Origin of the sequence: Ekhidna sp. (assembly GCF_964218185.1) — a bacterium.
In the GTDB taxonomy this organism is placed as follows: Bacteria; Bacteroidota; Bacteroidia; order Cytophagales; family Cyclobacteriaceae; genus Ekhidna.
In genome coordinates, this window is the sequence record NZ_CAXPLV010000012.1 from 51,236 (window position 1) to 77,944 (window position 26,709).

General features: G+C 41.8%; 18 protein-coding genes. 3 read left to right on the forward strand and 15 right to left on the reverse strand.

The genetic code is table 11. The features are described from left to right. Positions 1–10 precede the first annotated feature (10 nt). Genes ACEQZT_RS16170 through ACEQZT_RS16210 form a run of 9 tightly spaced genes read right to left on the reverse strand, consistent with a single transcriptional unit; the run spans position 11 to position 9,643 of the window. Positions 11–664 carry a DUF6048 family protein gene (locus ACEQZT_RS16170; protein WP_370090512.1) on the reverse strand — a complete coding sequence of 218 codons (654 nt, stop codon included), beginning with the start codon at positions 662–664 and terminating at the stop codon, positions 11–13. After that, the gene (locus ACEQZT_RS16175; RefSeq protein WP_370090513.1) at positions 633–1,337 is read right to left on the reverse strand and encodes a hypothetical protein; all 705 of its coding nucleotides are present in this window, start codon (positions 1,335–1,337) and stop codon (positions 633–635) included. Before ACEQZT_RS16175 ends, ACEQZT_RS16170 begins: the two co-directional genes overlap by 32 nt. A gap of 11 nt (positions 1,338–1,348) precedes the next feature. Continuing rightward, positions 1,349–3,811: a primosomal protein N' gene (gene priA, locus ACEQZT_RS16180; protein WP_370090514.1), complete on the reverse strand. Its 2,463-nt coding sequence runs from the start codon at positions 3,809–3,811 to the stop codon at positions 1,349–1,351. Continuing rightward, positions 3,808–4,092, reverse strand: a complete 285-nt coding sequence (locus tag ACEQZT_RS16185; RefSeq protein ID WP_370090515.1) for a type II toxin-antitoxin system RelE/ParE family toxin — start codon at positions 4,090–4,092, stop codon at positions 3,808–3,810. Before ACEQZT_RS16185 ends, priA begins: the two co-directional genes overlap by 4 nt. Beyond that, a complete protein-coding gene (locus tag ACEQZT_RS16190; protein ID WP_370090517.1) occupies positions 4,085–4,303 on the reverse strand; it encodes a hypothetical protein in 219 nt (72 codons plus the stop codon). Before ACEQZT_RS16190 ends, ACEQZT_RS16185 begins: the two co-directional genes overlap by 8 nt. 12 nt (positions 4,304–4,315) lie before the next feature. After that, on the reverse strand, positions 4,316–6,391 hold the full coding sequence (locus tag ACEQZT_RS16195; RefSeq protein ID WP_370090518.1) for a thioredoxin domain-containing protein: 2,076 nt from the start codon (positions 6,389–6,391) through the stop codon (positions 4,316–4,318). Then, complete coding sequence (locus tag ACEQZT_RS16200) at positions 6,388–7,341, reverse strand: GSCFA domain-containing protein (protein ID WP_370090519.1); 954 nt, start codon at positions 7,339–7,341, stop codon at positions 6,388–6,390. Before ACEQZT_RS16200 ends, ACEQZT_RS16195 begins: the two co-directional genes overlap by 4 nt. A gap of 30 nt (positions 7,342–7,371) precedes the next feature. Next, positions 7,372–8,643, reverse strand: a complete 1,272-nt coding sequence (locus ACEQZT_RS16205) for an endonuclease/exonuclease/phosphatase family protein (RefSeq protein ID WP_370090520.1) — start codon at positions 8,641–8,643, stop codon at positions 7,372–7,374. A 4-nt stretch (positions 8,644–8,647) separates the two neighbouring features. After that, positions 8,648–9,643, reverse strand: a complete 996-nt coding sequence (locus ACEQZT_RS16210) for an endonuclease/exonuclease/phosphatase family protein (RefSeq protein WP_370090521.1) — start codon at positions 9,641–9,643, stop codon at positions 8,648–8,650. Positions 9,644–10,017: 374 nt separating this feature from the next. Between ACEQZT_RS16210 and ACEQZT_RS16215 the strand changes: the two genes are divergently transcribed. The 3 genes from ACEQZT_RS16215 (at position 10,018) to ACEQZT_RS16225 (ending at position 21,690) form a co-directional block, all read left to right on the forward strand. After that, positions 10,018–12,735 (forward strand): TonB-dependent receptor, encoded by a 2,718-nt coding sequence (locus ACEQZT_RS16215; protein ID WP_370090522.1) that lies wholly within the window; start codon positions 10,018–10,020, stop codon positions 12,733–12,735. Between the two features lie 5 nt (positions 12,736–12,740). Then, positions 12,741–14,717 (forward strand): choice-of-anchor J domain-containing protein, encoded by a 1,977-nt coding sequence (locus ACEQZT_RS16220; RefSeq protein ID WP_370090523.1) that lies wholly within the window; start codon positions 12,741–12,743, stop codon positions 14,715–14,717. Positions 14,718–14,814: 97 nt separating this feature from the next. Beyond that, positions 14,815–21,690, forward strand: a complete 6,876-nt coding sequence (locus ACEQZT_RS16225; RefSeq protein ID WP_370090524.1) for a choice-of-anchor J domain-containing protein — start codon at positions 14,815–14,817, stop codon at positions 21,688–21,690. A 64-nt stretch (positions 21,691–21,754) separates the two neighbouring features. Here ACEQZT_RS16225 and ACEQZT_RS16230 read toward each other — a convergent pair whose 3' ends face one another. The 6 genes from ACEQZT_RS16230 to ACEQZT_RS16255 all read right to left on the reverse strand — a co-directional run bounded on the left by ACEQZT_RS16230 (position 21,755) and on the right by ACEQZT_RS16255 (position 26,704). After that, positions 21,755–23,206 (reverse strand): hypothetical protein, encoded by a 1,452-nt coding sequence (locus ACEQZT_RS16230; protein WP_370090525.1) that lies wholly within the window; start codon positions 23,204–23,206, stop codon positions 21,755–21,757. 490 nt (positions 23,207–23,696) lie between these two features. After that, the gene (gene rplI / locus ACEQZT_RS16235) at positions 23,697–24,140 is read right to left on the reverse strand and encodes a 50S ribosomal protein L9 (RefSeq protein ID WP_370090526.1); all 444 of its coding nucleotides are present in this window, start codon (positions 24,138–24,140) and stop codon (positions 23,697–23,699) included. 8 nt (positions 24,141–24,148) lie between these two features. After that, a complete protein-coding gene (gene rpsR / locus ACEQZT_RS16240) occupies positions 24,149–24,400 on the reverse strand; it encodes a 30S ribosomal protein S18 (protein WP_348277622.1) in 252 nt (83 codons plus the stop codon). Next, positions 24,397–24,756 (reverse strand): 30S ribosomal protein S6, encoded by a 360-nt coding sequence (rpsF, locus tag ACEQZT_RS16245; RefSeq protein ID WP_370090527.1) that lies wholly within the window; start codon positions 24,754–24,756, stop codon positions 24,397–24,399. The genes rpsR and rpsF overlap by 4 nt, the downstream gene beginning before the upstream one ends. Positions 24,757–24,959: 203 nt before the next feature. Continuing rightward, positions 24,960–25,889, reverse strand: coding sequence for a coiled-coil domain-containing protein (locus ACEQZT_RS16250; protein ID WP_370090528.1), 930 nt, complete (start codon positions 25,887–25,889; stop codon positions 24,960–24,962). 44 nt (positions 25,890–25,933) lie between these two features. Continuing rightward, a complete protein-coding gene (locus ACEQZT_RS16255) occupies positions 25,934–26,704 on the reverse strand; it encodes a class I SAM-dependent methyltransferase (protein WP_370090529.1) in 771 nt (256 codons plus the stop codon). Positions 26,705–26,709: the final 5 nt, after the last annotated feature.

A 26,709-nucleotide genomic window follows, 5' to 3' on the forward strand; every position in this document is an offset into this window, starting at 1 on the left:
TTCAGGTCAATCAAAAACTCATCTTTAAAAAGAAGTTAGCTGCTGGAATGGTCTTGTCAAATGAACGACCGTAACCGGGAATAGCATAAACATCGATCGGGTCTTGCTCGTCATAGTCAGCCAAAATTCGCAGGCGTAGGTTCATTCCTATGCTGAATAGATCTGAAAGTTTTCTATCTGAGTAGACCACCACTTCGTACCAGGTAGCTTTTAAATTGTCTCGCCTAATATTTTGAATGAAATCATCTTGCGAGCCTGATGGACTCTCAATGAAAATCCTGCCGGTCTCATTAAATGTAGAAGCGGCATATCTCAGTGTAATGCCTATTTTATTTTTTGGCAGAAACTGACTGTAATAGCCGCCACCAATTCGGTAATAAAAACCTTCACTTTCGTAGGTGCCGTTTGAGTAGGCTCCTTCCGGAGTTAGGGTTGCCTGGCCAGCCTCAATGATCAACGGGAATTTTTCTTTGAATAATAACTCGATACCACCTTCATATTTGGTTTCAAAATTTGTAGCAATCGTCAAAAGCTTTCCATAATCCATATAGATAGAAGGAGTGACAGGGCGGGTGTACGTCACCGAATCAGCTCCACTTCCTTGCGAAAAGCAAATGCCTGAAAGGATGAGACTAAAAATAAAAAGTAAACGATGCTTCGCCATCTACGCAGTTTTCTTCACAATTATCAAACGAGTCAAAGGTACTTGAGACTACCTGTATATTTTCTGCCCGGATTATTACATTTCGTTCTTCATCCACCTCCTGAGTATTGTCATAGCTAAACTCTATGGTTCGGGCAATGCCGGCAATCACTACTTCATAGGTGTTAAACTCACCATCATAGGAAAGTGGGATGCTCCAGATCGTGGCACTGTCGATATCTTCATATGTATTGACGAAGGTAGTGCCCAATATTTCAATTTGATCTACCTGAAGGAGTCCAGAGTTGATTGTTGATTTTGTAGTGTTAAAAACAGCGGTAAGCGAGTCTGCGTCTTGATTTAGTGTTGCATAATATGAACTATCGGTTTGTCTTTCAGGAATTAGTATCAATATTTCATCTTTCTCTGCTTGCAGAGAAGTGTTTCCTGTGTCTAAGCCAATCTGCACTTCTTCCAGCCTTGCTCTCAAAGTGTCAAGGGCATTCACATGAACAGCAAGTGCAGAATCATTGAAAGAGAAAACCATAAGGCTGTCGTCCAGGCTATTAATACTATCCTGATTAATGAAAACTAGTGAAATAGTAGGCTCATAACTCACTGTATCACAATCATCACACGGATCGCAAGAAACAATGAGAAGGAAAAAGATGAAAATGCTAAGTAGTTGTTTCACTTGATTCTCCACTAAATCGGGTCTACGTCAAATACCACGCCAGCACTTTTAAATGCCGGCATCTGTTTCATCATTTGCTCCACAGATCGGAGGTAGTCTTTTACAGCCGGCAAGTTAATGCCTTGCTTCTCAATTTTCAATGTGATTTCATGCAAGTACATGTTTCTGATCTTCCCAATAAGAGGTTCTACAGGACCAATCATACGCTGATTACCAAGATTCTTTCGAATGTCTGCTGCGAAGAAATTGGCAGCCTGAAAGGAGATCGTTTTTTCTCGGTGCTTAAAAGTAATATTGATCAACCGGGTGAAAGGTGGATAATAAAACTGCTCACGTTCCATAATCTCCCATTGAAAAAATGCCTTGTAGTTGTCATTTCTTGCCCGTTGTAGCAGTTCTTGATCAGGGTCGTTGGTTTGTACGACGACTTTTCCATTCTTAGATTTCCTACCCGCTCTGCCACTGACCTGAGTAATAAGGTGGTAGGCTCGTTCGTGTGATCTGAAATCTGGGAAGTGGATCATCCGATCAGTATCGAAAATGCCGACCAGATTCACCCGATCAAAATCCAGCCCTTTGCTCACCATCTGCGTTCCAACAAGAATATCGATGTTACCTTCCTCGAACTCCTCAATAATACGTTGGTAACCGTACTTACTTCTGGTTGTGTCCAAATCCATTCGCTGTACGATGGCTTGAGGGAATAGTAGCTTGATTTCTTCTTCCAACTCCTCTGTGCCATAACCTACATTGCGCAGCTCTTTGCTCCCACAACTCAGGCAGTCACTGTACATGCTCTGATTGTATCCGCAGTAGTGGCACACAAGCTTGTTGTTGTATTGATGGTAAGTAAGGCTGACGGCACAGTTAGGGCATTTTGGGATGGTACTGCAATTGTCGCAGGTGATATAAGAGGCATACCCTCGTCTGTTTTGGAAGAGGATGACCTGCTCTTCTTTGTCAAGTGATTCCTGAATAGCCTCGACCAAAACAGAAGTGAAATTACCTTTTAATTTTTTCTGCTTTCGCTCCCGCTGTACATTGGCAAACTCCATTTTAGGGTTGTAAGCTTCTCCATACCTGCTTGTCAACTCTACCAGGCCATACTTTCTATCCAGCGCATTTTGATAGGTTTCTAATGAAGGAGTGGCAGTCCCCAGGAGAACCTTTGCTTTATGGATGGTGGCCAGATAAATAGCTGAGTCACGGGCATGGTATCGAGGAGCAGGTTCAAACTGTTTGTAGGATGGTTCATGTTCCTCGTCAACAATGATCAGTCCTAAATCAGAGAAGGGTAGGAAGACAGCACTACGCACACCAACAACGAACTGATATTCCTTATTCAGCACCTTTTGCCACACCTCGACACGTTCATTGTCTGAATAGCGTGAGTGATACACACCGAAAGAATCTCCGAAAATTCTGTGAAGCCGAGCAATGATCTGGGTGGTGAGAGCAATCTCCGGAAGGAGATAAAGCACTTGCTTTCCAGAATTGATTTGCTCTTTGATGAGTTCAATGAAAATCTCTGTCTTACCACTGCCGGTTATTCCGTGAAGAAGTACGGCATTGTGATCTTCGAAAGATTGGAGTATTTGCTTTTTGCAGTGCTGCTGAACCTGACTCAATGTGATTTCTGCATTAGCTCGTTGATCACCAGATGGTAGTCTCGAAACTATTTCTTCCCATTCTATCAAGACCTGATTTTTGATCAGTGTCTTCAAGGAGGACGGACTCAAATTCTCACTTAATAGCTTTGATTTAAGAATACCTGTTTTATTAGTATCGGGATTGTCTAAAACCGGAACCTCCCTCAGATAGGCAAGGATCACATCCTGCTGCTTGGTTTTTGACTCAAGTTCATTGAGCAAACCTTCTAGCATGCCTTCATCCATGAATGTGTCAGCAATGCGTATTCGCTTTACCTTTTTAGGCTGATACTTGTCTTTGACTTTTTCAAAAAGATCAATCAATCCCTTTTCGGATAGCTGTTTAAGTACCCGCTGAGGTTGTTTGAGATTAAGAACCTCGCTTACATCCTTCATGGTGAGGTCGTTTGTCTTGAGCGCTCTCAATAGTTCCCACTCACGATCTGTTACATCCACATCTAGCGGATTGATGTCCGGCTTTATTCCTACAAAAGATTCACTCGAAAGTTTCAGAGCTGCCGGAAGCGCAGCATTGATTACTTCACCTAAAGTACACATGTAGTAGCGGGCCATCCATTGAAAGAAAACGAGCTGACTTTTATTCACAACCGGTTGGTCATCCAGGACATCCAGCAGCTCTTTGGGCTGATAGTCAGATGGTGATTCAGAGTGAAGTTTGAGTACAATCCCTGTATATATTTTCTTCTTGCCGAAAGAAACAACTACCCTCGATCCAGCCTGAACTGTTGATTGAAACTCACTGGGTATTCGATAGGTGAAGGTACCAGCGAGAGGGAGGGGCAGGATGATTTCGGCGTAATTCAAGGCTCAAGCTGATGTTTTAAAATGCTGAAAACAACTACTTTTCTCTCCTGAATTTCATAGACAATAGTAAATCCTTTATGGATTAAATCTCTAATGTTTTCATTGTTAAAATAGACTGATTGCCTGTTTCTCAAAGGCATTTCTTGAAGAGATTTTATTTTGAGAAGAATCTCTTTTCGAATTTTTCTTGCAACGTTAGGCCTATCTTGTTTTATCTGATCAATAATGATTAAAAGCTTACTCGTAAAAGCCTCAGTAACTTCTACTTTGTACTTAATCATCAGTCATTAAACGTCTTTCAAATTCCTCGAAATTCAGATAAGGTTCTTTACTCTCCTTCATCAACTTGTAGTCCTCATGTACTACTTTCTGATTAGATATAAACTCATCGTCTTCGTTGATAATGGTCAGGTCATCACCTTTTAATGTTTGTAGAGACTTAATTAACCTTTCGTATATTTTATCGCTTACTTGTAGTCTGATCGTATGCATCTTCCCTCTAAATTAATTGATTTGCTCCAAAGCTTCCTCAACAGTTGTTACGGGTCGTTTGCATGATTTGTTAAAGCAAACGTAGATAGTGGTCTCACCATTTACTGCAGTTTTACCTTCAAATGGAGCCTTATCTGTTGGCTCTTTGGTACCGGATATTATCTTGTTGGGGATGAACTTTTGGTTGAGTTCATTGACAAATTGACCAGCCTTAGGTCCTACAACAATCACCTCCGCAAAGTTCTCAGAAAGTTCCATGGCCAGTTCACCCCAGTTACTCATATACTCCGGTTCCTGAATGATGAGCTCACGAACTTGTGCCAAAATGGACTTCCCTTTATTGATGAGTTCCTCATCATAGAAGTGAGTACCCAAATGAATCAGGTTCCAGGCCATGATCGAATTAGATGAAGGGATCACATTGTCAAAAAGCTCCTTCTTTCTGGCAATCAAATCAGCACTTGCTTCACTTGAGAAATAGTACAGATTTTCACTTTCATCATAAAATGCTGCTTCAGTTCTATTCATCAATTCCTGAGCTAATTCTAAGTAGTCTCGATCCAGGGTAGTTTCATAATATTTAATGAATCCCTGAATGACCGCTGCATAGTCTTCCATAAAGCCTTCCATTTGCTTGTCAGGAAATCTTCTCAATACCACATCCTTTACCAGATGGTTTTTAATAAATTCAGCATTGATACTGGCTAAATCAAGAATAGAAGAATCTTGCAGGGCTTGATACGCTTCAGCTAAACCTGATAGTGAAAGTCCATTCCATCCGGCAATTAATTTATGGTCCAATCCCGGACGAATTCTATTTTCTCTTGTTTCTAATGCATTCTTTTTAAAAACTAAGATTTTATTGCTGAAAGCTTCCTTGCTTAGACTGTATTTCTCTGCAATAGCAGCTTCATCATTCACCACTCTCAATGAATTCTTTCCCTCCCAATTACCTTGCGGTTGCACATCGTAATACTCGGCGATCATATTAAAGTCATCACCAGCTAATTCTTCAATTTCTTCAGCTGTCCACACGTAAAACTTTCCTTCCTCACCTTCACTATCCGCATCCAGGGCTGAGTAGAACCCTCCAGACTCATCAAGCATTTCTCGTTTCAACCATCCCACCGTTTCAAGTATTGTTCGTTTGAATTTCGGGTTTTGAGTGAGTTTGTAGCCATTGGCATAGAGACTCAGTAGCTGTCCATTATCATACAGCATTTTCTCAAAGTGGGGGACATGCCATTCTTCATCGGTACTGTACCTAGCAAAACCACCACCTATGTGATCATAGATACCTCCATCGGCAATTTTCTCAAGCGTGAATTCAAGGTGCTTAAAAGCATCTTTGTTTTGAGTTCGGTGATAGTAGGAAGCAAGAAACTGCCAAACAGAAGGCATTGGAAATTTTGGTGATTTTTTAATTCCTCCATCCACAAGATCAAACTTCCCTGCCAGCCTTTGGTAAGCCGCCTCAATATCTTCTGATGATAGGTTGTGATCAGTTCCTTCAAGTTTATATTTTTCTGATTCTTTGGCCTGAAGGCTTTTTGTGAAAGCCTCTGCCGACTCATTGATTTTATCCCGGTTGGTCTCGAAAGCCTGGTTGATACTGGTTAGTAAGTTTTTCCAACCCTCTTTTGGGAAGTAGGTGCCTCCATAGAATGGCTTTTGGTCTGGGGTTAGGAAAACATTGAGTGGCCACCCGCCATTGAGCCCCATCGCTTGTACGGCATCCATATATACCTGATCTACATCGGGTCGTTCTTCACGATCTACCTTGATATTGATGAAATGCTCATTCATAATTTTGGCTACCGCAGTGTCTTCGAAGGACTCTTTTTCCATTACATGACACCAGTGACAGCTGGAGTACCCAATGCTCACCAGGATGGGTTTGTCCTCTTTTTTTGCCTGACTCAAGGCTTCCTCACCCCATTCTTGCCAGTTAACAGGATTGTGCGCATGCTGTAGGAGGTATGGGCTTGTGGAGTTGATGAGATCGTTGGTGTATGTATGCATTTCATTTTGGCTTTTTGGTTGGCAAGCTGTCGCAGCGATGAAAAAGAAAAGAATGTATTTTTTCATAAAAGCTGCTTCTTCAGTTCTTCGATTTCAACACTCACATTTACTTTTTGATTCAACTTTTCAAGCTTGCTCAACGTGCTTTTGATAAACTGCTGATGTGAGTTTGACTTGGGCTGAAATGGTTTATGCTTGATAGCTGATTTTAACTTTTCCCAGTCATCTAGAAATGCTTTAGACTCATTGTCAAAATAAGTTTCAACAAATCGTTTCCAGACATAAAGGATAGCTTGATCAGATGGATGTATCATGTCTGGCTTGAAAAAACGATAGTCTCGCAGTTCATCCATTACTATTTCAAAGGAAGGGAAGTAGGAAACATTTTCATAGGGTTCAACAATCTCGTGTACAGCATCGATTAGGATCGCCTTACTTCGATTGTTTTCAACAAGTCCATCCCGGACGTGTCGGACAGGGCTAACTGTAAAAATGATGTTAAGCTCTGAATTAGCTGCTCTCAGATAGGAGTAGAGCTTGTTAAACCGCTCCATGATTTCGTTGTGATTTAAAAACCTTTTCGAGAAAGATGAGGAAGGAACCTTATGACAATTGGCGACAATCGAGCTATCCTTAAGTTCGTAAACAATTGATGTACCCAGGGTGATAATCAACCATTTGCTTCGAGTAAGGAATTCATTCGATAGGTCTACCTGTCTCCTAAATGATTCGATGGTCTTTTTAGAACTCAACCCTGAAATGGAGCCGTGAGCATCCCAGTGATAAAACACTCCATGGCTTTCAATCAGGTTATCAACTTGTACATCATTTTGTAGCAATTTGAAAAGCGAGATCGGATTGTATATCGTTCCAAATGGGTTGGAAAGAGTGTCAAACTTATTGTCTTTTAGGAGCGTCCCGATCTCATCTGAAAAGCAGGAGCCCATCAAGTAGATGGGGTCAGAAAGACGAATCTTATCCTCAGATTTAGGTATGTCGAAGTTGAGTTTAAACAATGGTGTCTCTTTTCACCAAAATTAGCTGATTTACTCGTCAGCTTTCAAACTCACCATCACTGGCCTGTGGTCAGATACTTGAGTAAAGTAGCTGGAAACACAGTTGTCAAGTTTTACGGTGTAGGATGACAACAAATTATCACAGAGCTCATTTGTCAATAGAATATGATCCAGGTGGCTAGGCCAGCTAGGATAGCTGAAATCCGAGGATGAGCCACTATTAATCGGTAGATCAGCAAAGATGTAATCCTCCGAATCGCTGATAAAATTGCTAAATGAGTTCGCCCCATTCACAAAATCCTCATTCCAGTCACCAAGAACAATCACCTCTTTATCCGGTAGGTTTGAGTCAATGTAGCTTTTGAGTTTGTTGCTAGCATCCACTCGTTGGCTGATGTCTCCGGAACCGCCACAACATTTTAGGTGAATGTTCAATAGCTTCACTGAAAGCCCATTGCTGTGAGTGATATCAACAACTACCGGATCTCTAGGTCCGATCCCAAGGTTAAGCTCCGCAGGAGATGTGTGAGAGATGATCTCGCTGGTTTTAAAAATGAAGCCGAGATCGAGGCTACCTCCAATGTTTACTACTTCACCATCATAGCCATTTAGAGAACTCACCAATGAATTGAATGAGGAAATGTCATTGATTTCCTGGATGGCATAAACGTCAGCATCCAAATCCAATATGATATCTTTTACTTTGGATATGGTGGTACTCCCAGAGGTTGGGAAAAACTCAAGATTCCATGTTACAATATCTAAATCGTCACTACTTAAGCCAGGTGTACAAAGTGTGGTGCCGGTCGTATAAGTGGTTCCATTACAACTTCCGGAACCCGTGTTGTTTCCTCCTCCAGATCCACCACCAGGTTCGGTTATAAAAATTTTGGTCGTAGGATTTACCCCAACATTGATCAGACTTGAACTTCCTCCCGTTATTGTGAATTGTAGTGAGTCAATTATTGTATCCGAGTCAGGGATAGGAGCTACTACAATGGTACTTTGTGTTGACCCCACGCTGAAAGGAATAGTTAGCACATTGGATTGTGTGCCTGGTTGAGTGGTAAAGTCCGTGTCATACTCGGCATTATACTCTGTCAGCTCTACTTCGATGGCTCCATCAAAATCAGCCTCCGAATCAAACTGAATGATGATAACATCAGCTGTTTGCGTTTCGGAAATATTTTGAGTCGATTTTCTGAAACTAACAGTTAATTCAGTTCCTACAGGTTCATCGTTGCTACCACCACAACTCACAAACATCACACCAATGGCAATGGCAATCAATAATTTTTTCACTCCTCTACTTTTCAATTAAAATATAAACAGGAAAGTGGTCGCTGTAACCACCAATGTACTTATCATACGAAAACGAACGCCATGGTGATCCGGCATACTGACCGCTTTTTTGGCGCATCCAGTCAGGCCCAAACACACTGAAAGTTTCTGGTTTATAGGTGATGCCTGAGTCCTCAATTAAGCCCTGACTGATGATGATCTGGTCGAACATATTCCAAGCCCCGCGATATGAAAGTGAACCAAACCCTTGCTTAAACGTCTCTGCAGATGTGTTAAAAAGATCACCATCTTCCATTTTTTTCAATCGATCTGAAGCCCGCAATTCTTTTTTGATGGAAGCATTCCTGGGGTCGTCATTGAAGTCGCCCATCAAGATGATTTTTGCCTTTGGATTTTCTGTGAGGATAGAGTCGACCGCTTGTCTTAATAGTGCCCCGGCTTGATTTCTTTTTTCAGGGCCACTTCTCCTGGATGGCCAATGATTCACAGCCAGGGTGATCGTATCACCAAAATAAATACCGGTGCAAAGAAGAATGTCCCTGGTGAAATAGCCTTCTTCAGGATAGGTCAGCCATGTAGAATTCAGCACCTCAAATCGATTTTTCTTGTATATCAACCCCACATCTATTCCGCGCCTGTCCGGTGAGTTTTTATGCACAATTTCATATTGATGGCCTCTAAGCTGTGGAGTAGCCACCAGGTCCTCGATCACACCCCGATTTTCAATTTCTGACAAGCCGATGATGTCGGCACCCCGGGCCATGGTGCTCAATACTTTAGATAATTGAGAAAGTTTGTCTTGATATCTTTCTTGATCCCATTGTTTGCTGCCATCCGGCAGATATTCTTCATCATTGATTTCAGGATCATCCGTGGTGTCAAATAGATTCTCCACGTTGTAAAATCCAATAGCTCCCACTACTTGCTTTTGAGCGTGAGCTGATACGGTATTTAAGTAAAAGGCTGCAAGAAAGACTTTCGTCCAGATTCTAAATTTCATACTGCAAAATTGAGGTATTTTATTTTCACATTGAGTTATTATCCTAAATGAGATTGTTAGCTATTTAATAACTATAATCTCAAAAAGGTAATGTTCACGTAATGTTTTTCATCTCATAAGTGGACGTATTGCCATTTTGATGGGTTTGCTCTGCTCTGTCCATTTTACCCCTTTGTTGTTTGTCTAACTATTTGAAAACTGCTTTAAAAAGTTCTGGCAGTGAAAAATGAGATTGAGCTTATTTAGTTCTATAAAGAATTCTGTACTTGAATACCTACAGTTGAATTTACTTTTCACCACTTTCTGTAATTTCTGTTACGCCTTGATTTTGAGAAATTTGTCGGAAAGATATAAACCACAATACAACCTTACCTATGCTGAAGAAGGCACTATTACTCACCCTCATCTTAGGGTTTGTAATTCATTTAACCACCGCTCAAAGTACCGGAGTAGTTAGTGGTACCATTAAAGATAAACGACTGGACGAGGGTCTCATTGGAGCCACAGTGATTTTAAAAGGAACACCCTATGGGTCTATGACTGGGATAGATGGTGGTTTCACCATCAAAGATGTACCGACAGGCACCTATACTCTCAAAGTATCATACATTGGGTTTAGCTCTATCGAACAGTCAGTAACAGTTGGAGGAGGTACAACCACCGTTGGTGATCTATACCTTGAGGAAGAGGCTATAGGTCTGGATGAAGTTCAGGTTTTTGCATCTGTAGTGGAAGAGCGTAAGTCACCGATCGCCATTTCAACTTTCAATGCACAGCAACTGGATGAACGTTTCGGAAATGTTTCCCTTGCTGAAGCCATCCAAAACACCCCTGGTGTATATACCATCCAAGGTGCCGGAGGGTATGGTGATCAGGAAGTATACATTCGAGGATTCGATCAGTCCAATGTGGCTTTTCTTGTCAATGGAATCCCGGTAAATGACATGGAGAATGGACGAATGTTTTGGTCAAACTTTGCAGGACTGAGTCAGGTAACACGTACCACCCAGGTACAAAGAGGATTGGGAGCTTCTAAATTAGCTGTGAGCTCTATTGGTGGTACGGTAAACATGATCACAAAGCCTTCTGACCGAAGCGAAGGAGGAAGAATAGAATATCAAACCGGAACGGGATCCTGGAATAACCGACTAAGATTCACATACAACACAGGAGAGTCGAATGGATGGGCATTTAGCTTTCAGGGTACACGAACTACTACAAGCGCACCACTTGGAGGGCTATCCTCATTGAAGCAAGGATCAATTGTTCCGGGCGCTTACACAGACGCATGGAGCTATTACATTGCTGCATCGAAGAAAATTAATAACAATCACCAGTTGATGTTCTGGGCATTCGGAGCTCCGGTGAACAGAGGAACTGCATTTGTAGTAGATGATCAAACGCGTGAGATATTCAACATTGATGAGCCAATGGCAAACAATGCGCTTGGTATTTACCGAGGTGAATTATTTAATGCTCGTCAAAACAAAGTGAATAAGCCACTGACGGCATTGACTCATTATTGGGATCTGGATGCTAATACTAACATTACTACTTCTATCTATTATTCAAGAGCTAAAGTTTACTCGGTTCAGCCTCAGGATGCTGAATCTTCTGTGTTCTTTGTGGATCGATCAAATCCGAATTTAGTTGGAAACGAGATTACTCCGGATAACCTAATCAATTGGGACTATCTATCTGAGCAAAATAGAGATGCTTCAAGAGAGATGACTGTACCGTATCCAAATGGTGACCCGAACACACCAAGTGTAACAGGCTTTGCTTCTCAATATTATTTGGAGTCTAGGCATAACAATCATGACTGGGTGGGGCTGGTGAGTAATTTCACCAAGACCATCAATCGTTTAAGAGTCCGAGGAGGAATTGACTTAAGGTATTATCGTGGTGAACACTATGCTGAAGTATTTGACTTGATGGGGGGAGATTTTATCCTTCAGGAAAATAGATTTGGTGATGCATTTAACAAATTGGATACAGAAAATGCCATTGGCAGAAAGGGAGATAAGACCAATTATTTCTATGACGGAATTGTAAACTGGTATTCCCTCTTTGGTCAGGCTGAATACTCGCTGGATAAGCTGGATTTATTTGCATCTGCTACGCTCACCTTTTCTGACATGCAGCGAATTGGATACTTCTGGAATGGAAGTGACTTTAATGACTACAGTTTGAATTCTCTTGGTGAATCAGAAAAGAAAACATTTGCTACATACACCTTCAAGACTGGAGCTAACTACAGAATTACCGGAAGACATAATGTTTACGGAAATGCTGGTTATTTCACACGTCCGCCATTCTTCAGAAGCTCTTTCAATGACGCCCGGTATTCAAACCAATACAGGACGGGTCTAACTGAAGAGCAGGTGTTGTCCGGTGAATTAGGGTATGGCTATCGGACTTCATTCTTAAAGGCAAATGTGAACGCCTACTATCTACTGTGGTCAGATCGGACAACTGAGTTTAACCAGGAGAATCAGGGGCCTGATGGAGCGCCTAACTTTATTCCAATTGTCTTGAATGGACTTGTTTCTGAGCATAAGGGGATAGAAATCGACTTTACTTACAATGTGATTTCTTCATTGGAGTTGAACGGATTCCTTGGTTTGGGAGACTGGACCTGGAAAGAAGTACCTGGACAAGAAGTTTTCCTCGATGATGGTTCATCTGTTTTTGTGGATGATCTGTCAATCATGGAGGGTCTGCCAGTAGGCACCTCAGCACAAACTACCGCTGGTTTTGGTTTTCACTATAGAGGCATCAGAAGCGCCTACATTGGAGGTCGTTTACGATACGCAGATCGAATTCCTATTCGATACAGCCCCGAAGACATAGCGGAAGGCTTCATCACCCGTGAAGTCATTGAAAATGAATTTGATGATTATGCCACTTTCGATCTATATGCTGGACGCTACTTTGACATTGGTGAGAATATGTCCGGTAGACTTTCCATCAGCGTGCAGAATGTATTCAATGCAGAATACACCCGCTGGGCGAGTTATTTCTTTAGCCAGGTGCAGCGAGGCTATGGCTACCCACGAACATACACCATTGGTTTAAGCATTGATTTCTAAGAAACATGAAAAAATTAATCTATATACTTTCAATCGTTTGCCTCTTTGCTTCATGTAAACCAGAGGATGTGATTTCAGGTCCTGCGCTTTCCTTTTACCCAACCACCGTAGCTACTGCAGTGGAGGAGGACGAAATCACGTATGTACTTTCATTGGAGACTTCAGGTCTCGTGAATTCAGGTACAGCTACTATAGAGGTAAGCCTCTCTGCAGAGGGAACCATTTTTACTAACCCGCCGCTTTCCGGCAATACGCTGACATTGGATATCACAGAGGGCACCACTGCACAAATCGAAGTGACGGTGCTTAATGACCTTACACCGGAAGATTATACAGCTAAGTTCAGAATCACGGATGTTTCCGGTGATCTGGGAGGGATAGGAACCAGCGAATTCACCCTGTTTGTACTGGACAATGATAATGTTCCAATATACCAGGAAGACTTTAACGCTGGATTAGGATCATTTACTGCTTTCAGTGAGGAAGGTGCCCAGGAGTGGGGAGAGACTGATTTTGGATTTGAAGGTGCAGGTGCTCGAATGAGTGGCTTCAGTGGCGGTCCGCAAGACAATAAAGACTGGCTTATTTCTGAAGCTGTGGATTTAAGTGGCTTGACCTCTGCTTCTGCACAGTTTGTGTCTGACGTGGCTTTCGAAGTGGAGCCTGTGCTGGAGTTTAGAGTATCTACTGACTATGATGGTTTGGGTGATCCTACTACTGCGACATGGACAACACTTGAGGCTTCTTATGATACGCAAACCGGTTTTGATACATGGACGCCTAGCGGAAAAATAGATATCAGCAATTACCTGGAGGCAGAAACCTATTTTGCTTTCTATTACACCTCAAATACGGATGTATCCGCACAGTGGACCATCGATGACTTTGCGATCTCGGTGTTCAACCCGGATGCCAGTGGAGGTGGAAATGAGAATTTAGTGAATCTACCATTCTCAGAAGATTTTGAAAATTGTACTACCGATTTCGCTATTCCATCAGCGTTTGATGTGCAGTATGCTTCCAATTCCAAAGATGACAGAGGATGGGGATGCCGTCAGTTTGGGGTAGATAATTCCCGAGCTGTGCGTGTAAATGCTTTTGGGGGAGATGCGGGTACTGCAGACACCTGGCTGATCACTCAAAACAAATTCAATTTGAGAACTGTTGGGAAAGCCTCTTTACAGTTTGATGTAAAATCAGCATCAGCTGGTGATGGAGAGTTAAAAGTCTATTACAGTACAGATTACTTTGGTGTATTAGCCCTGGCTACATGGGAGGAACTAACTGACGTGACAGCACAGCTACCTACAAAGGGTTCTGATACTTATACTACGGTAAATACTACTATACCTGGTGGCGATGTGGTATATCTGGCGTTCCAGTTTGTGGGAGGTACTGAGAGTGGTTCTTCATCTTACGATATAGACAATATTGTACTGGATGAATTGAATGTCGAATTAACACTTCCATTTAGTGATGATTTTGAAAATTGTTCTGAGGCTGGTGAGTACAATATGCCGGAAAACTGGATAGAGGAGCTTGTACCAGGGTTCAATACTGATAGGGGATGGGGCTGCCGTCCATTTGGAAGATCAGGTAACGGTGTGCAGGCAAGTGCGCACAATGGAGATGCAGCATCGGATAATGCTTGGATGATCTCTGCCGGAAGGTTCGATCTTTCGGGACTTACATCTACTACGCTGGAATTCTATGTAGAATCATTCTTCGATGGAGATGGAGGAATCAAGCTATTGTGGTCAGAAGATTATGCTGGTAGTGGAAATCCTGAAAATGCAACATGGACAGAGGTAACAGACGCTACCTCACAATTCCCAGCATCTGGCTCAGGTGGGTTTGTGCTGGTGAGCACCAATCTTGATGCAGCCATAGGAAAGACGATTCATATTGCATTTCAGTATGAGTCCAGCTCCGGAAATGCATCATCTTGGACGATAGATGATCTGACTTTTACCGGAAGTTAAATGAATATAGAAAAGGGGCAATGCAGCAATGCAGTGCCCTTTTTTGTTTGAATAAAAACCTTAATTGATATAAACCTAAACCGCAATTAATACGATTATGAAACACTTATACCGCATCGGGCTACTGTTCTTCGGACTGTTCGCCCTCACAAATTTTGCCAGTGGGCAGAATGCTTGGATCAATGAATTTCATTACGATGACGCAAGTGGCGATCAAAATGAAATGGTAGAAATTGTAATTGAAAATGCTTCAAGTTATACATTGTCTGATTTTGTTGTAACGAAATATAATGGAAGCGGAGGCGCCAGTTATGGATCAGATGATGTAAGCACATTTATTGTAGGGGATGTTTACGGAGATTTTACTTTATATTATATAATCTACCCCACAAATGGTTTACAGAACGGAGCGCCTGAAGGTCTTGATTTAAGCTATCAGGGCACTTCATTACAGTTTTTAAGTTATGAAGGTACTCTTACGGCTGTTGGAGGCCCGGCAGATGGTTTAACTTCTATAGATGTAGGGGTTAGCGAATCGGGATCTGTTGAAGGAAGCTCACTTCAGTTGGCAGGATCAGGAACTCTATATTCAAATTTTACGTGGCAAGATGAGGCTACTGCTACACCAGGTATAGCAAACAATGATCAAACAATAGGTGCTGATGAAACCGCTCCATCCTTTACATCAGGACCTACAGCAGTAAACATAACCGGGAATGGATTTCAGGTTACTGCTCAGTCAGATGAAGATGCAACGCTATACTATGTAATCGATGATAGCGGCACGCCTACAGCTCAGGAAATAAAAGATGGTCAGTTAAGTGGAGGAGCTACAGCAACCTACGCTGGTTCACTTGCGGTTTTAGAAGCTGAGGAAGGTACAGTCACCATTTCGGGCTTGGCTAGTGCTACCGCTTATGATATACACTTTACTATGGAGGATGCTGCAGGAAATTTAACTGCGGTATCCACACTTACTGACGTAACTACAGCAGCAGCTGATGCAGCAGCACCTGTCTATCAAAATAGTACTCCAAGTGCATCAAGTATTACGGATGTATCCTTTGACCTGACAGTTCAGTTTGATGAAATAGGTACGGCATATTATGTGGTTGTTGCAGACGGGTCAACACCAGCACCTTCAAGTGCACAGGTAATGGCCGGTACAGACGGATCAGATGCAGCAGCAATCGCCAGCGGAACAATTGATGTTACATCTGCGTCAATGGATTTTTCAAGTTCAATATCAGGATTGTCAGTTGCTACTGCTTATGATGTGTATGTCGTTTCAGTAGATGATGAGACCACACCGAATGTGCAGGCAACACCATCCATGATAGATGTGAGCACTACGACGGATACCACCCCACCAACTGTTGAAAGTGCAGCTACTTCTGTAAGTGATGTTTCTTACGATGTAAACCTGACCATGTCAGAAAATGTAACTGCAACGGATGAATCAGGTTTTACTATTAACATCAATGGAAATCCTGCTACTATCTCAGATTTTGGAGTTGTAGACAATAGCATAGGCTTCCTTCTGAATGAGCCAATTTATGCAGGAGATGTAATAACAGTAGATTATGATGATACTCAAGGAGATGTTGCTGACTTGGCAGCAAATGCATTGGCTTCTTTTACAGATCAGGCAGTAATCAATAATGCTACTACAGTATTGGTTGATGATATTGCTACACTAAGAACTGGTGCTACTGATGGGACAGTGTACCAACTAGGAGGCAGTGCCATCGTTCACTCTAAGCAGAGTTTTAGAAATCAAAAATGGATTCAGGATGGGACAGCAGCTATCTTAATAAATGATAATCCTAATGGAAATTTTGGTGCCGGATATATCACAACAGACTATCAGATAGGTGATGAAATTCCAGGGGGACTTACTGGAACATTAGATCTCTCTAATGGTCAGTTAAAATTTGAACCAATTGATGGATATGATCCTGGAACTGCACTATCAACAGGAAATGAAGTAGCTCCACAGGTTATGGCACTAAGTACTTATAATGCCAATTATCAAGACTTGGAGAGTCAATTAATTACTGTGGAGGCAGTTACATTCAGTGACGCTGGCACAGGTTTCTCTAATGGTGTGAATTATGATATTGTTGATGGAGGTACTACAGGTGCCTTCAGAACAGAGGTGTTTGCGTTTAGTGGAAATGATATTCCTTACGGTAGGGTAGACATTACTTCACCAGCAGGTCGATATAATACAACCCCACAGCTGCTAGGACAAAGTATTACGGATATAGTAGACAACTATGCGCCACAATTTACGGTAGCTCCTGCAATCGTGAATGTGTATACGGATGGCGCTGATATCACATTTCAGGCTGATGAACCTGGTACAGTATATTACGTTGTTCAGCTGAGTGGTACAGCTGCACCAACGGTCGGAGACATCTTTGTAACCGGAACAACATCAGGATATACAGCTGTGGGAACAGAAACAGGCTTCACTATTTTTGATTTGGCCGATGGGCAGAGCTATGACCTTTACATTGCAGCTGAAGATGATGAAACTTCACCAAATCAGCAAAGTGCTTATGTGTTGCTTGAGCTAACAATCCCTGAAATCACCAACGATGAAAACACTGACATCACAGCGTTGGCATCACCAATCGCACAGACAGACATTTCTTCGCTTGCAGACACTGATCTGGAAGCTGTAGATGTATTTGGATTCACTTTGACGGACGAAGGTACTGACGGGGTGAGCACCTTTGTGGATGGTATTGTGATCACGGCAGGAACGAACAACACAGCTGACTGGAGTACAACCATTGCCGGAGCGGTATTGTCCGACGGCACTACGGATATTACTCTTACAGTAGATGCAGGCTCTATGTATGCAGACCTCTCTTCTGCTCCTTATGAGTTGGCTAATAATACAGCACAAGAGTTCACACTATCTATCTGGCTGAATACTTCTGTTACGGATGGTGATGTGCTTGAATTTGAGATCGGAACTTCGCATTTATTTTCTGCTACTATTGATGGCTCTCTTTTCTTAAATCCAATAGCTTCAGCTGTGACAAGTGCGCAGCATACAGTGGATGTAGAGGCAACAGCGTTTGTTTTGGATTATCCAATTTCAGTTGGAATAGATACTGATTTTGATTTAACAGTGACTGCAGAAGATGAAAATGGGAATCTTGACAATGTATTTAGATCAGTCTCACTCACAAAAGAGACAGGACCCGGTAATTTGTCATCAGTTAATTTCTTAACTGATCAGGCGATGATTGGTGGTTCGATCACATTTCAAGATCTACAACTTGATGCCGCTGGGGACTACACACTCACCGCTGCTGAAAGTGGTGGGTTAGCAGCAACAACAGAAACGATATCTGCCTCATCAGTAATTACAAATGTTGAGGATTTTTCAAATTTCCCAGAAACATCCTCAAGCTACAACACAGGAACATTTACTGGAAATGATGGTTCTACATGGAGTTACGTCAAAACTAGTGGTAATAGTGGAGAGCAAATTAATGCTCCCAGTCCTATCCTGGGAAGAAATCAATCTCCGGCTGCAGAAGTAACCTCAGGTACAATATCAGGAGGTATTGGTGTTTTAAGTTTTGATTACCAGCAAGCCTTCAGTACTAATGTAAACCTTGAAGTATATGTTAATGATGAGCTAATAACTACAGTCACAACCAGTAGTGAGCAGGATGTATTGAAAAATTCAGGTGATGTTGCAGTAGATATTTCAGGTGATTTTGTTCTGTCTTTCAGACAGCCGTCTGGTGCAGGTCAAGTGACTATTGATAATATTACTTGGACTACATATTCTGGAACTTCACCCAGTATAGTTGTGGATCAATCTAGCTTTGACGGAGTATTTGGAAGTGTTATTGAAAATGAGACCAGTGAATCAAGGTCTTATTTTGTCTCAGGTTCCAACTTAACAGAGAACATTACTATAGCAGCCCCGTCAGGATTCTCAGTTTCAACTGATAACTCTACATTTACCCCAGGTGTAACATTAACTCAAGAGGATGGTACGGTATCAAGTACTGAGGTGTTCGTAAGATTTGAACCAACTTCGGTGCAGAGTTACTCAGGAACTATCACTCATACCTCAGCAGGGGCCAATCAGAGAACTGTGGAAGTCTCAGGATCTGGAATCTCTGCGAACGTCATTTTTGTTGAGGATTTTGCATCATGTCCGTCAGGTCAGATGACCACATTCAGTGTGGCAAGTAACCAAGATTGGGGTTGTACATCTAATGGAAATTCTAATAATGCAATGGAAGCGAATGGTTTTGGAGGAGATGTGGCGAGTGACGATTGGTTGATAACACCAGCAATTGATCTTTCCGAGGTTAGCAATGCTGTTTTAAGCTTCTATTCCTGGACTCAATTCTCGGATGCGATTCATCCACCATTGACAGTGAAGGCTTCAACAGATTATTCAGGTTCAGGTGACCCAACTGTGGCAAATTGGACTGACCTATCTGCGATTTTGGCAGCACAGAACTCAACGACATGGACAGCTTCAGGTGATGTTGATTTAACTCCATACATAGGTGGAAACGTGTATATCGCTTTCAGATATACAACCACAGGAACTTCTGGCAGCACAACGTCAGCCTGGAGAATTGATGATGTCATCGTCGAAGAGGGTGTTGCAGTAGCTACTCCATTCATAACTCTTGTAGATGATGGATTTAATGGTGCTTTTGGATTTGTTGAATTTGGAAATCAGTCAGAAGTTTCTTCGTATACAATTACTGCGACGGACCTTTCAGAAGACCTTATCGTTACTCCGCCAACAGGTTTTGAGCTTTCTGCGACAGCTGCTTTTGATGGTACAGTTTATACAAATTCAAGTGCTTGGGTAATAACACCGATTGATGGTGATGTAAATCAGGAAGTTTTTGTTCGTTTCAACCCAGCCGTAGCGGATGGGGCTGTTTATGGTGGTGATATTAATCATGAAAGTACAGGTGCTGATTCTAAAACCATTCCAGTAAGTGGTCAAGAGGGTGTTTTGTTGCCTGATTTATTTTTCTCAGAGTATTTGGAAGGTTCAGTAGGAACAAATAAGGCATTGGAAATTTACAATGGTTCAGGTGAAGTGGCCGACTTAACCAAGTATCAAATTCAAAGAATTACGAATGGGGGAAGCGGGTCAACCGCAACTTTTGAAATGTCTACAATTTCTGCTACTATGGATGCGGGAGCAGTAATTGTAATAGCCAATTCTACTGTTCAGGAAGTGTTAGATGCAGCGGATTTGGAAGATTCCTTCATCAATCATAATGGCGATGATGTTTATACACTTTTGAAGGACGGAATTATCATTGATATTATAGGAGAAAACTCTGGTGTTGATCCGGGTGATGGATGGGAAGTAGCCGGAGTAGCCGATGGTACAAAGGATCATGTTCTTGTGAGAAAACCATCTGTTTCTCAAGGAAATCCTGTTGCTCTTGCCTCCTTTGGAACAAGTGAGGAGGATTCAGAGTGGATCGTTTTATCTGATTCAGAGACATCTGGGCTTGGAAGTCATGGTACGGAGCAAGAAGGAGATCCAATCATCACAGTGACTTCTTCCATTAGCACCAATTTTGGTGTTGTTCAAGCTGGATCGACTGTTGAACAAGCTTATTCGGTTTCAGCAGTTGATTTACTTGGAGATCTAACGATTACTGCACCTTCAGGATTCTTAGTTTCAACCGATGGGTCCACTTTTACTGCCTCCGTGGACCTTTCACCGACGGATGGTACAGTGGAATCAACGACCATTACGGTTCAGTTTGCTCCAGATGCTGAAGGTGAGTTCACTGGTAGCATTTCTCACGAAAGTACCGATGCACTGACAAAGACGCTTGCGGTATCCGGTACTGCGGTAGGTGATGATGTGATTTACTTTGAGAACTTTTCAAGTTGCGATGCACTAAATACAATGACTTCCCAGTCGATTAGTGGTGATGAAGTGTGGGAATGTACTCCTAATGGAGAAACAGGTGGTGGAGCTCGTATGAATGGATATAGTGGAGGAGCTCAGGATAACTTAGACTGGTTAATCACTCAAGGAATTGATCTTTCAGCTGTTGATGCGGCGAATTTGAGTTTTGATAGCGACGTTCGGTATGATGGTCCTGCTTTAGAGGTTTATGTTTCAAGTGATTACACCAATGATGCAGATGCTGCTACCTGGACTAAGTTAACCGTGGTTTTGGATGAAGATTCTGATAACTTTGATACCTGGACTTCTTCAGGAGATATTGATCTATCTGACTATACAGGTTCAACCATCTATATCGGGTTCCTATATACATCCAGTACAGTTGATGGAGCCGCTACTTGGTCTATTGACAATGTCAAGGTTACAGAAACTCAGCCATTCCTATCAACAGATGTTGCTAGCCTTGGTGATTTCAACCAGGTAGATGTAGGATCAGTCTCAGCTAACAAATCATTCACTGTGGAAGGTTTTGGACTCACTGCTGATGTGATCATCACGCCTCCTGCTCAGTTTGAGGTTTCTACTACCAGCAACTTTGCTGCTAAAGGAACAAGTACTTCTGCACTTACTATTTCACCAACAGATGGTGCAGTAGATCAGCAGGTGTTTGTACGATTTGCCCCAACAGCAGCAGGTAGCTTCAGTGGAAACGTAACTGTGGAGTCTACTGGTTTTGATGACATTACATTGAGCGTTTCCGGTGCGGGCGTTGATGATGAGGAGCCTGCTCTTGGCTTGGATGATGAGTTAGATTTTGTGATCTATCCAAACCCGGTTAAGAATGTTTTTGAAATCAATAATCATTCAGGTAAATCTATTTCAGTGGAAGTGTTTGCCCTCGACGGTGCTAAAATGTCCGTGAAGAAAACAGGCAATACCTATGATATCTCTTCTTTGAATAGTGGTGTGTATGTGATCGTGATCACTGATGAAAACAGTGCAGAGCTCGCGAAGCGCCAGATCATCAAAGAATAGTAAGACAACTAAGGAAGCAAGAGCTTAGGCTTTTGCGGAGGGCGGCACAAGGTGTCGCCCTTTTTTATTTTCTAAGGGTTTTTCCAATTAGCTCCCATAGATCTTCATACATGAAGAGTTCACAATACTCAATGTGGGAGGGATGTTCTTTTAGCTTCTTCTTCAAATCTTTACTCAAATCGTCGTAATTCTTCTTTTTGAAATTAGCCTTGGTGAGTTTAGTTAGAATAGCATAAAACGCCGAGCTGCGAACAGGAAGGTTTCTTTTGAGGTATCTTGAATGGTATACTTTCAGACTGTTGTGCTCACTGGCGTAATCAATGGACTCTTTGGAGTGAAGAAGTAAAATACGAATGATCACAAACTGTAAGTTGTATCCTGCTTTATCCTTCGTTATAGGCTTGCATGTGTTGAAAAAGGAAGTCAATTCTCTTTCTGAAAACCATTTGATGTCAATATTCTGTTCAGAATACTTGACAGCAAGAAAAAGGTAGGCGGCACGAATGACCCAGGCGGCCTTATCCATGCTGTCCAGCATGTCAAATTGCAGGCTCTCAAAAACTTCGTTTAGGATATTATTGGCCTGTTTTAAATTTCCTTTTCTGCAGTAAACTAGAAAACTTTCGGCCAGCACCTCAAAGTGGTTGAATGCTTCAAATGTTGTAAACTTCTGAAGGGCATTGATGCTTTTTTTGGCCGCTTTATAATCAGAGATTGCAAGGTTGTACTTGACGATCGAAATTTGATATTCAAGCAAGAGATGCTCCGTGAGGAGGTGTGGGTAGTTTTTGATGAATTCCTGCAACTCTTCCAAAGTCTGGCTCCATGCCTCCAGGTCGTTTTCCTGATGCGCTTTGATTAGCCGAATCCGAAGAATCGCCAAAGCAATAAACGGAGATTCAGCATCATAGGCGATAAGGGAAAGGATGTATTGACTGCATTTTTTGGCTATAGCTTTAGACTGTGAGCGTAGAAATTTCACCTCTGCCAGGAATACCTCCGTCATGCCTCTGGCTTCATTGATCTTGGAGGTCAGCTTTAGCTTATCTACGGATAGCTGATGAAACTGCTCTGTTTCATCTTTGAACCCTTTGAGGTAATTGATTTTTCTCATCAATGTATAACATTCGGCCTCTACACTAACCAAATGATAGCGAATAGCCACCTTCAGTGTCTTCTTTACAATCTTTTCAGCGTTGTGATAGACATTGACAAAGAGCAGCTTGCGAGCGATGGTGAGTTGCTTATCACACTCAAACTGCACTTTGATGTAGTTGTTTTTATTGACATCTGAGTGCTGTCCGATGAGAATAAGCTCGGATAGTTTATTGATCAGGTTTCCCTTGAGCATGAGAAACCGCTTGTCTCCGGGTTTGCTTTTGTAGATTCTGGTGGAAATATCAGCCTCGCTCAGTTTGGGATTGAGTGCCAGCTGGTAGAGCTTTCTGAGTTTGGAGTCTTTGGGAATAAGCAGACTAAAGGACTTTGGGCGATCCTTTTCTATTACGTGAGCCATTTCCCGAATTAAATCCATATTCTTTTGATCTGAATCATGAGATTCGGCCGAAAAGAAAATCAATTATTTGAATTAACAGAAATTTTAGTTCGGTGCTTTCTCAGTTTTCGATGAATTTGGTTTGGAAGTACAACCTCTATTTATGAAATTATGATCTAAACCTAAACCCAATTAGATAAGATAATCTTTAAAATGTGTGATGTATTAGATATTATAATGATTCTTGTCCCGCTATTATTTATTCTAATGGCGTTTACAATATTATACTTAATCTTATTGAATAGAAGTGGTTACATGTGTATAAAATCAGTGAGTTTTAAATTGGCACCCTTCGCTCGTGGTTTAGCAGCTGTTGCTGTGTTGCTGTTTTTCTATGCGATATATCTTAACTTAGAATATGGCTGTAGATAATTAGAAAACTTGCGCATTTGTCCACAAAAAAACCCTGAATCTTTCGATCCAGGGCTTCTATATCTAAGAATTATAATGCTTATTCAGCTACCACCTTCACTTGGATAGGGTGGTGTACCTCTTTGTGCAGATCAAGAAGGGCAGTATACTCACCCAGTTCTTTGATCTTCTGCTCAAAAGAAACTCTTTTTCTGTCAACCTCGTGACCCTGAGCTGCAAGAGCTTCAGCAACCTGGATAGGAGTGATAGCTCCAAATATTTTGCCGCTTTCTCCAGCCTTGGTTTTGATCTCAATGGTCAATTCGCCAATTTTCTTAGCGATTTCCTCAGCATCTTTCTTCGCTTTCTCAGCTTTGTGAGCTGCCTGACGAATGTTCTCACTGATCATCTTCTTGTTAGAGTCGCTGGCGATGATCGCCATTCCTCTTGGGATCAGAAAGTTTCTGCCGTAACCTGGCTTTACCTCAACAGTATCGTTTTTGTAGCCAAGTCCTTGTATGTCTTCTCTTAGTATTACTTCCATGTCAGTACTTATTTAAGGGAATCTCCTACATATGGCATCAACGCGAGGTGTCTCGATCGTTTGATCGCCTGAGATACCTTTCTTTGATACTTCAAACTTGTACCAGTAAGTCTTCGAGGAAGGATCTTACCTTGCTCGTTTACAAACTTTAGCAAGAAGTCAGGATCTTTATAATCGATGTACTTGATGCCGTTTTTCTTGAATCGGCAGTACTTATCCTTCTTCTGCTCTCTGTTTATTGGTTCGTTTTGTAATGTCATTTGGCTGCCTCCTTTTCTTTCTTTTTATTGAATTCGCCTTTTTTTCTTCGCTCGTTATAAATAACTGCGTGCTTGTCTAGCGTAGTGGTGAGAAATCTCATCACCGCTTCGTCTCTCCTGTACTCTGTCTCTAGCTTAGAAATTAATGTAGGCTCTGCTCGGAATTCAAACAGCTGATAAAACCCGGTGGTTTTGTGCTGAATAGGGTAGGCAAGTTTGCGTAATCCCCAGTTCTCTTCGTTAACGAGCTCTGCTCCGTTATCAGTTAGAACTTTTTTGAATTTTCCGACAGTATCCTTCATCTGAGCTTCAGACAAAACGGGAGTCAAAATGAATACCGTCTCGTAATTCTTCATAATTGTAAATAAATTAAGAACTAATGTTTAAAAATGAGGTGCAAAAGTAAGTAATTATACAGAAAAGCCAATCCATTTCTGGAAAGTATATTGGATAACCTTCCGTCATAAAAATGAATAAGTCATGCTGAACTTGTTTCAGCATCTTGCAGACCCTGAAATAAAATCAGGGTGACCGTCGATTATAGATCAAGCTTGCCAGCTTACTTCACCATAAATGATCCCTTGCCCATCAGGTAGTCGTCAGTGTATACTTCCACCTTGTGCTGACCAACTGCATACTCGCTTCCTTTGGTGTATAGAAAAGTGACCAGCTGGCTATTGCGATCGTACAAAATCTCCTGCTTGGCAGTGTAGAACATTTCTCTGTTTTCAAAAGTAAATGAGCCTGACCCTCGTGTCACATCAAATAACACATTGCCATCTGGAGCGATGACCCTGAGCAAAAGCTCTTTCCCTTCAATCGGAGCTATTTCATTTTCAACGACAGTGAATTGAATCTTGAGCTGCTGGATGTGTCTATTACGATATTCACCACCATCTCTTTCTTTGCCATTATCATTGATGGCGTTTATCTGCATGCCTTCAATTTCCAGTCTGGAAGCAACAGCAACCTTGCTGGCTAGTTCCTTCTTATTTTGCTCAAGCTGCTGAACGGTTTGGTTTAGTTGATTCTTTTCAACTTTTAGCGTTGTGTTTTCTTCAGCAAGCTGATCGTTTAGGACTTTTAGCTGCTTTATTTCTTCATCCTTGATCAGCAGCAGTTCTTTATACCCATCCACTCTATTATTGAGCTTTGATATCTGACCTCTCTGATATTGAGCATCCACTAAGAGTTGCTTTTTGTCGGCCTCCAATTGAGCCTTAATCGCTTCCAATGTGTCTACTTCACCACCCAGCTCTCTGATGGTTTGGATTCTAATATCCAGTTCTTTACCCACTGAATCCAACTTAGCCTGAGTCAAAAGAATTTCCTGAAATTGCTTTTCCTTCTCATCTTCCAGCTGTTGATTTTGGTAGTAAAAGAAGACTACTGCAGTGAGTAGAAGAAAAGTGACTACAATAAAAACAGGAGTTCTGTTTTTCTTTGGCTTCATGTATGATGGTTGCTCTTGTGACTTGTTTTCGTCCATTTTTGATTGAATTATGCTGGCAAAAGTAGAAAAATGCCTCTTCTTTAAAAACGCAAAGTGAAATGCTGCTTAGGCATTTCTACATTCGGGAAGATCAATCCTGCCTGAAAGAGATCTACCGTCAAGGGAAATCGCTCATCAGAAATTAGTTGGCGCCACCCCTGCAGCATGTCTTCTGACCAGTAGATGTCGTGTACGACAATGCATTTTATTTCCGGCACATGAGTCATTAATGTATCAATGCAAAACCTAACAGCTTCAGATCTGTGATCCGCATCGATAAAGCATAGCTGTGGAGAATCCCTTACCACCACAGATTCAAATACATCCTGAATTGTTCCGGTGGCGGTCTCAATTTTGTGTTGCAGCAGTTTGGTAAACTGCTCTTTTGCTATGGATGAGATAATAGGGGAAGCCTCAATCGTTGATACTCTTTCGACAGGTTCAGAACCGGCCATGTACAAAGTGTTGATTCCCAGCGAGGTTCCTGTTTCCAATACCCTAGACACTTGAAGGAAGTCAATTAGTAAATTCAGGAATGCAGAAAATCGTGGCTGACTCAAAGAAGTTTTGGCGATAGAGCTGACCGTCTTTCGATAATTGATTTGATTTTTCAGGTCGAATAGGTCGACGACTCTATGGTCATGACAGAGTTCTTTTCTTAGCCTTTCTACATTTTCATACCTGAAATTTTGTGAAGGCTTTATGACCTTGTTGTATAAATCGTATAGAAAAGGGGAATGCAGCCCATGCGGGCCAACCGCCTTCAAACGATAATTCAGGTAGTTTTTTAACCTGAAAAGGAACAATCGCAACAAAT

What these genes read in the sequence shown, in the direction of transcription:
- ACEQZT_RS16170 (WP_370090512.1), bottom strand. Translation starts at nt 664, where the DNA reads ATGGCGAAGCATCGTTTACTTTTTATTTTTAGTCTCATCCTTTCAGGC.
- ACEQZT_RS16185 (WP_370090515.1), bottom strand. Translation starts at nt 4,092, where the DNA reads ATGATTAAGTACAAAGTAGAAGTTACTGAGGCTTTTACGAGTAAGCTT.
- ACEQZT_RS16190 (WP_370090517.1), bottom strand. Translation starts at nt 4,303, where the DNA reads ATGCATACGATCAGACTACAAGTAAGCGATAAAATATACGAAAGGTTA.
- ACEQZT_RS16195 (WP_370090518.1), bottom strand. Translation starts at nt 6,391, where the DNA reads ATGAAAAAATACATTCTTTTCTTTTTCATCGCTGCGACAGCTTGCCAA.
- ACEQZT_RS16210 (WP_370090521.1), bottom strand. Translation starts at nt 9,643, where the DNA reads ATGAAATTTAGAATCTGGACGAAAGTCTTTCTTGCAGCCTTTTACTTA.
- ACEQZT_RS16215 (WP_370090522.1), top strand. Translation starts at nt 10,018, where the DNA reads ATGCTGAAGAAGGCACTATTACTCACCCTCATCTTAGGGTTTGTAATT.
- ACEQZT_RS16220 (WP_370090523.1), top strand. Translation starts at nt 12,741, where the DNA reads ATGAAAAAATTAATCTATATACTTTCAATCGTTTGCCTCTTTGCTTCA.
- ACEQZT_RS16225 (WP_370090524.1), top strand. Translation starts at nt 14,815, where the DNA reads ATGAAACACTTATACCGCATCGGGCTACTGTTCTTCGGACTGTTCGCC.
- ACEQZT_RS16230 (WP_370090525.1), bottom strand. Translation starts at nt 23,206, where the DNA reads ATGGCTCACGTAATAGAAAAGGATCGCCCAAAGTCCTTTAGTCTGCTT.
- rplI (WP_370090526.1), bottom strand. Translation starts at nt 24,140, where the DNA reads ATGGAAGTAATACTAAGAGAAGACATACAAGGACTTGGCTACAAAAAC.
- rpsR (WP_348277622.1), bottom strand. Translation starts at nt 24,400, where the DNA reads ATGACATTACAAAACGAACCAATAAACAGAGAGCAGAAGAAGGATAAG.
- rpsF (WP_370090527.1), bottom strand. Translation starts at nt 24,756, where the DNA reads ATGAAGAATTACGAGACGGTATTCATTTTGACTCCCGTTTTGTCTGAA.
- ACEQZT_RS16250 (WP_370090528.1), bottom strand. Translation starts at nt 25,889, where the DNA reads ATGGACGAAAACAAGTCACAAGAGCAACCATCATACATGAAGCCAAAG.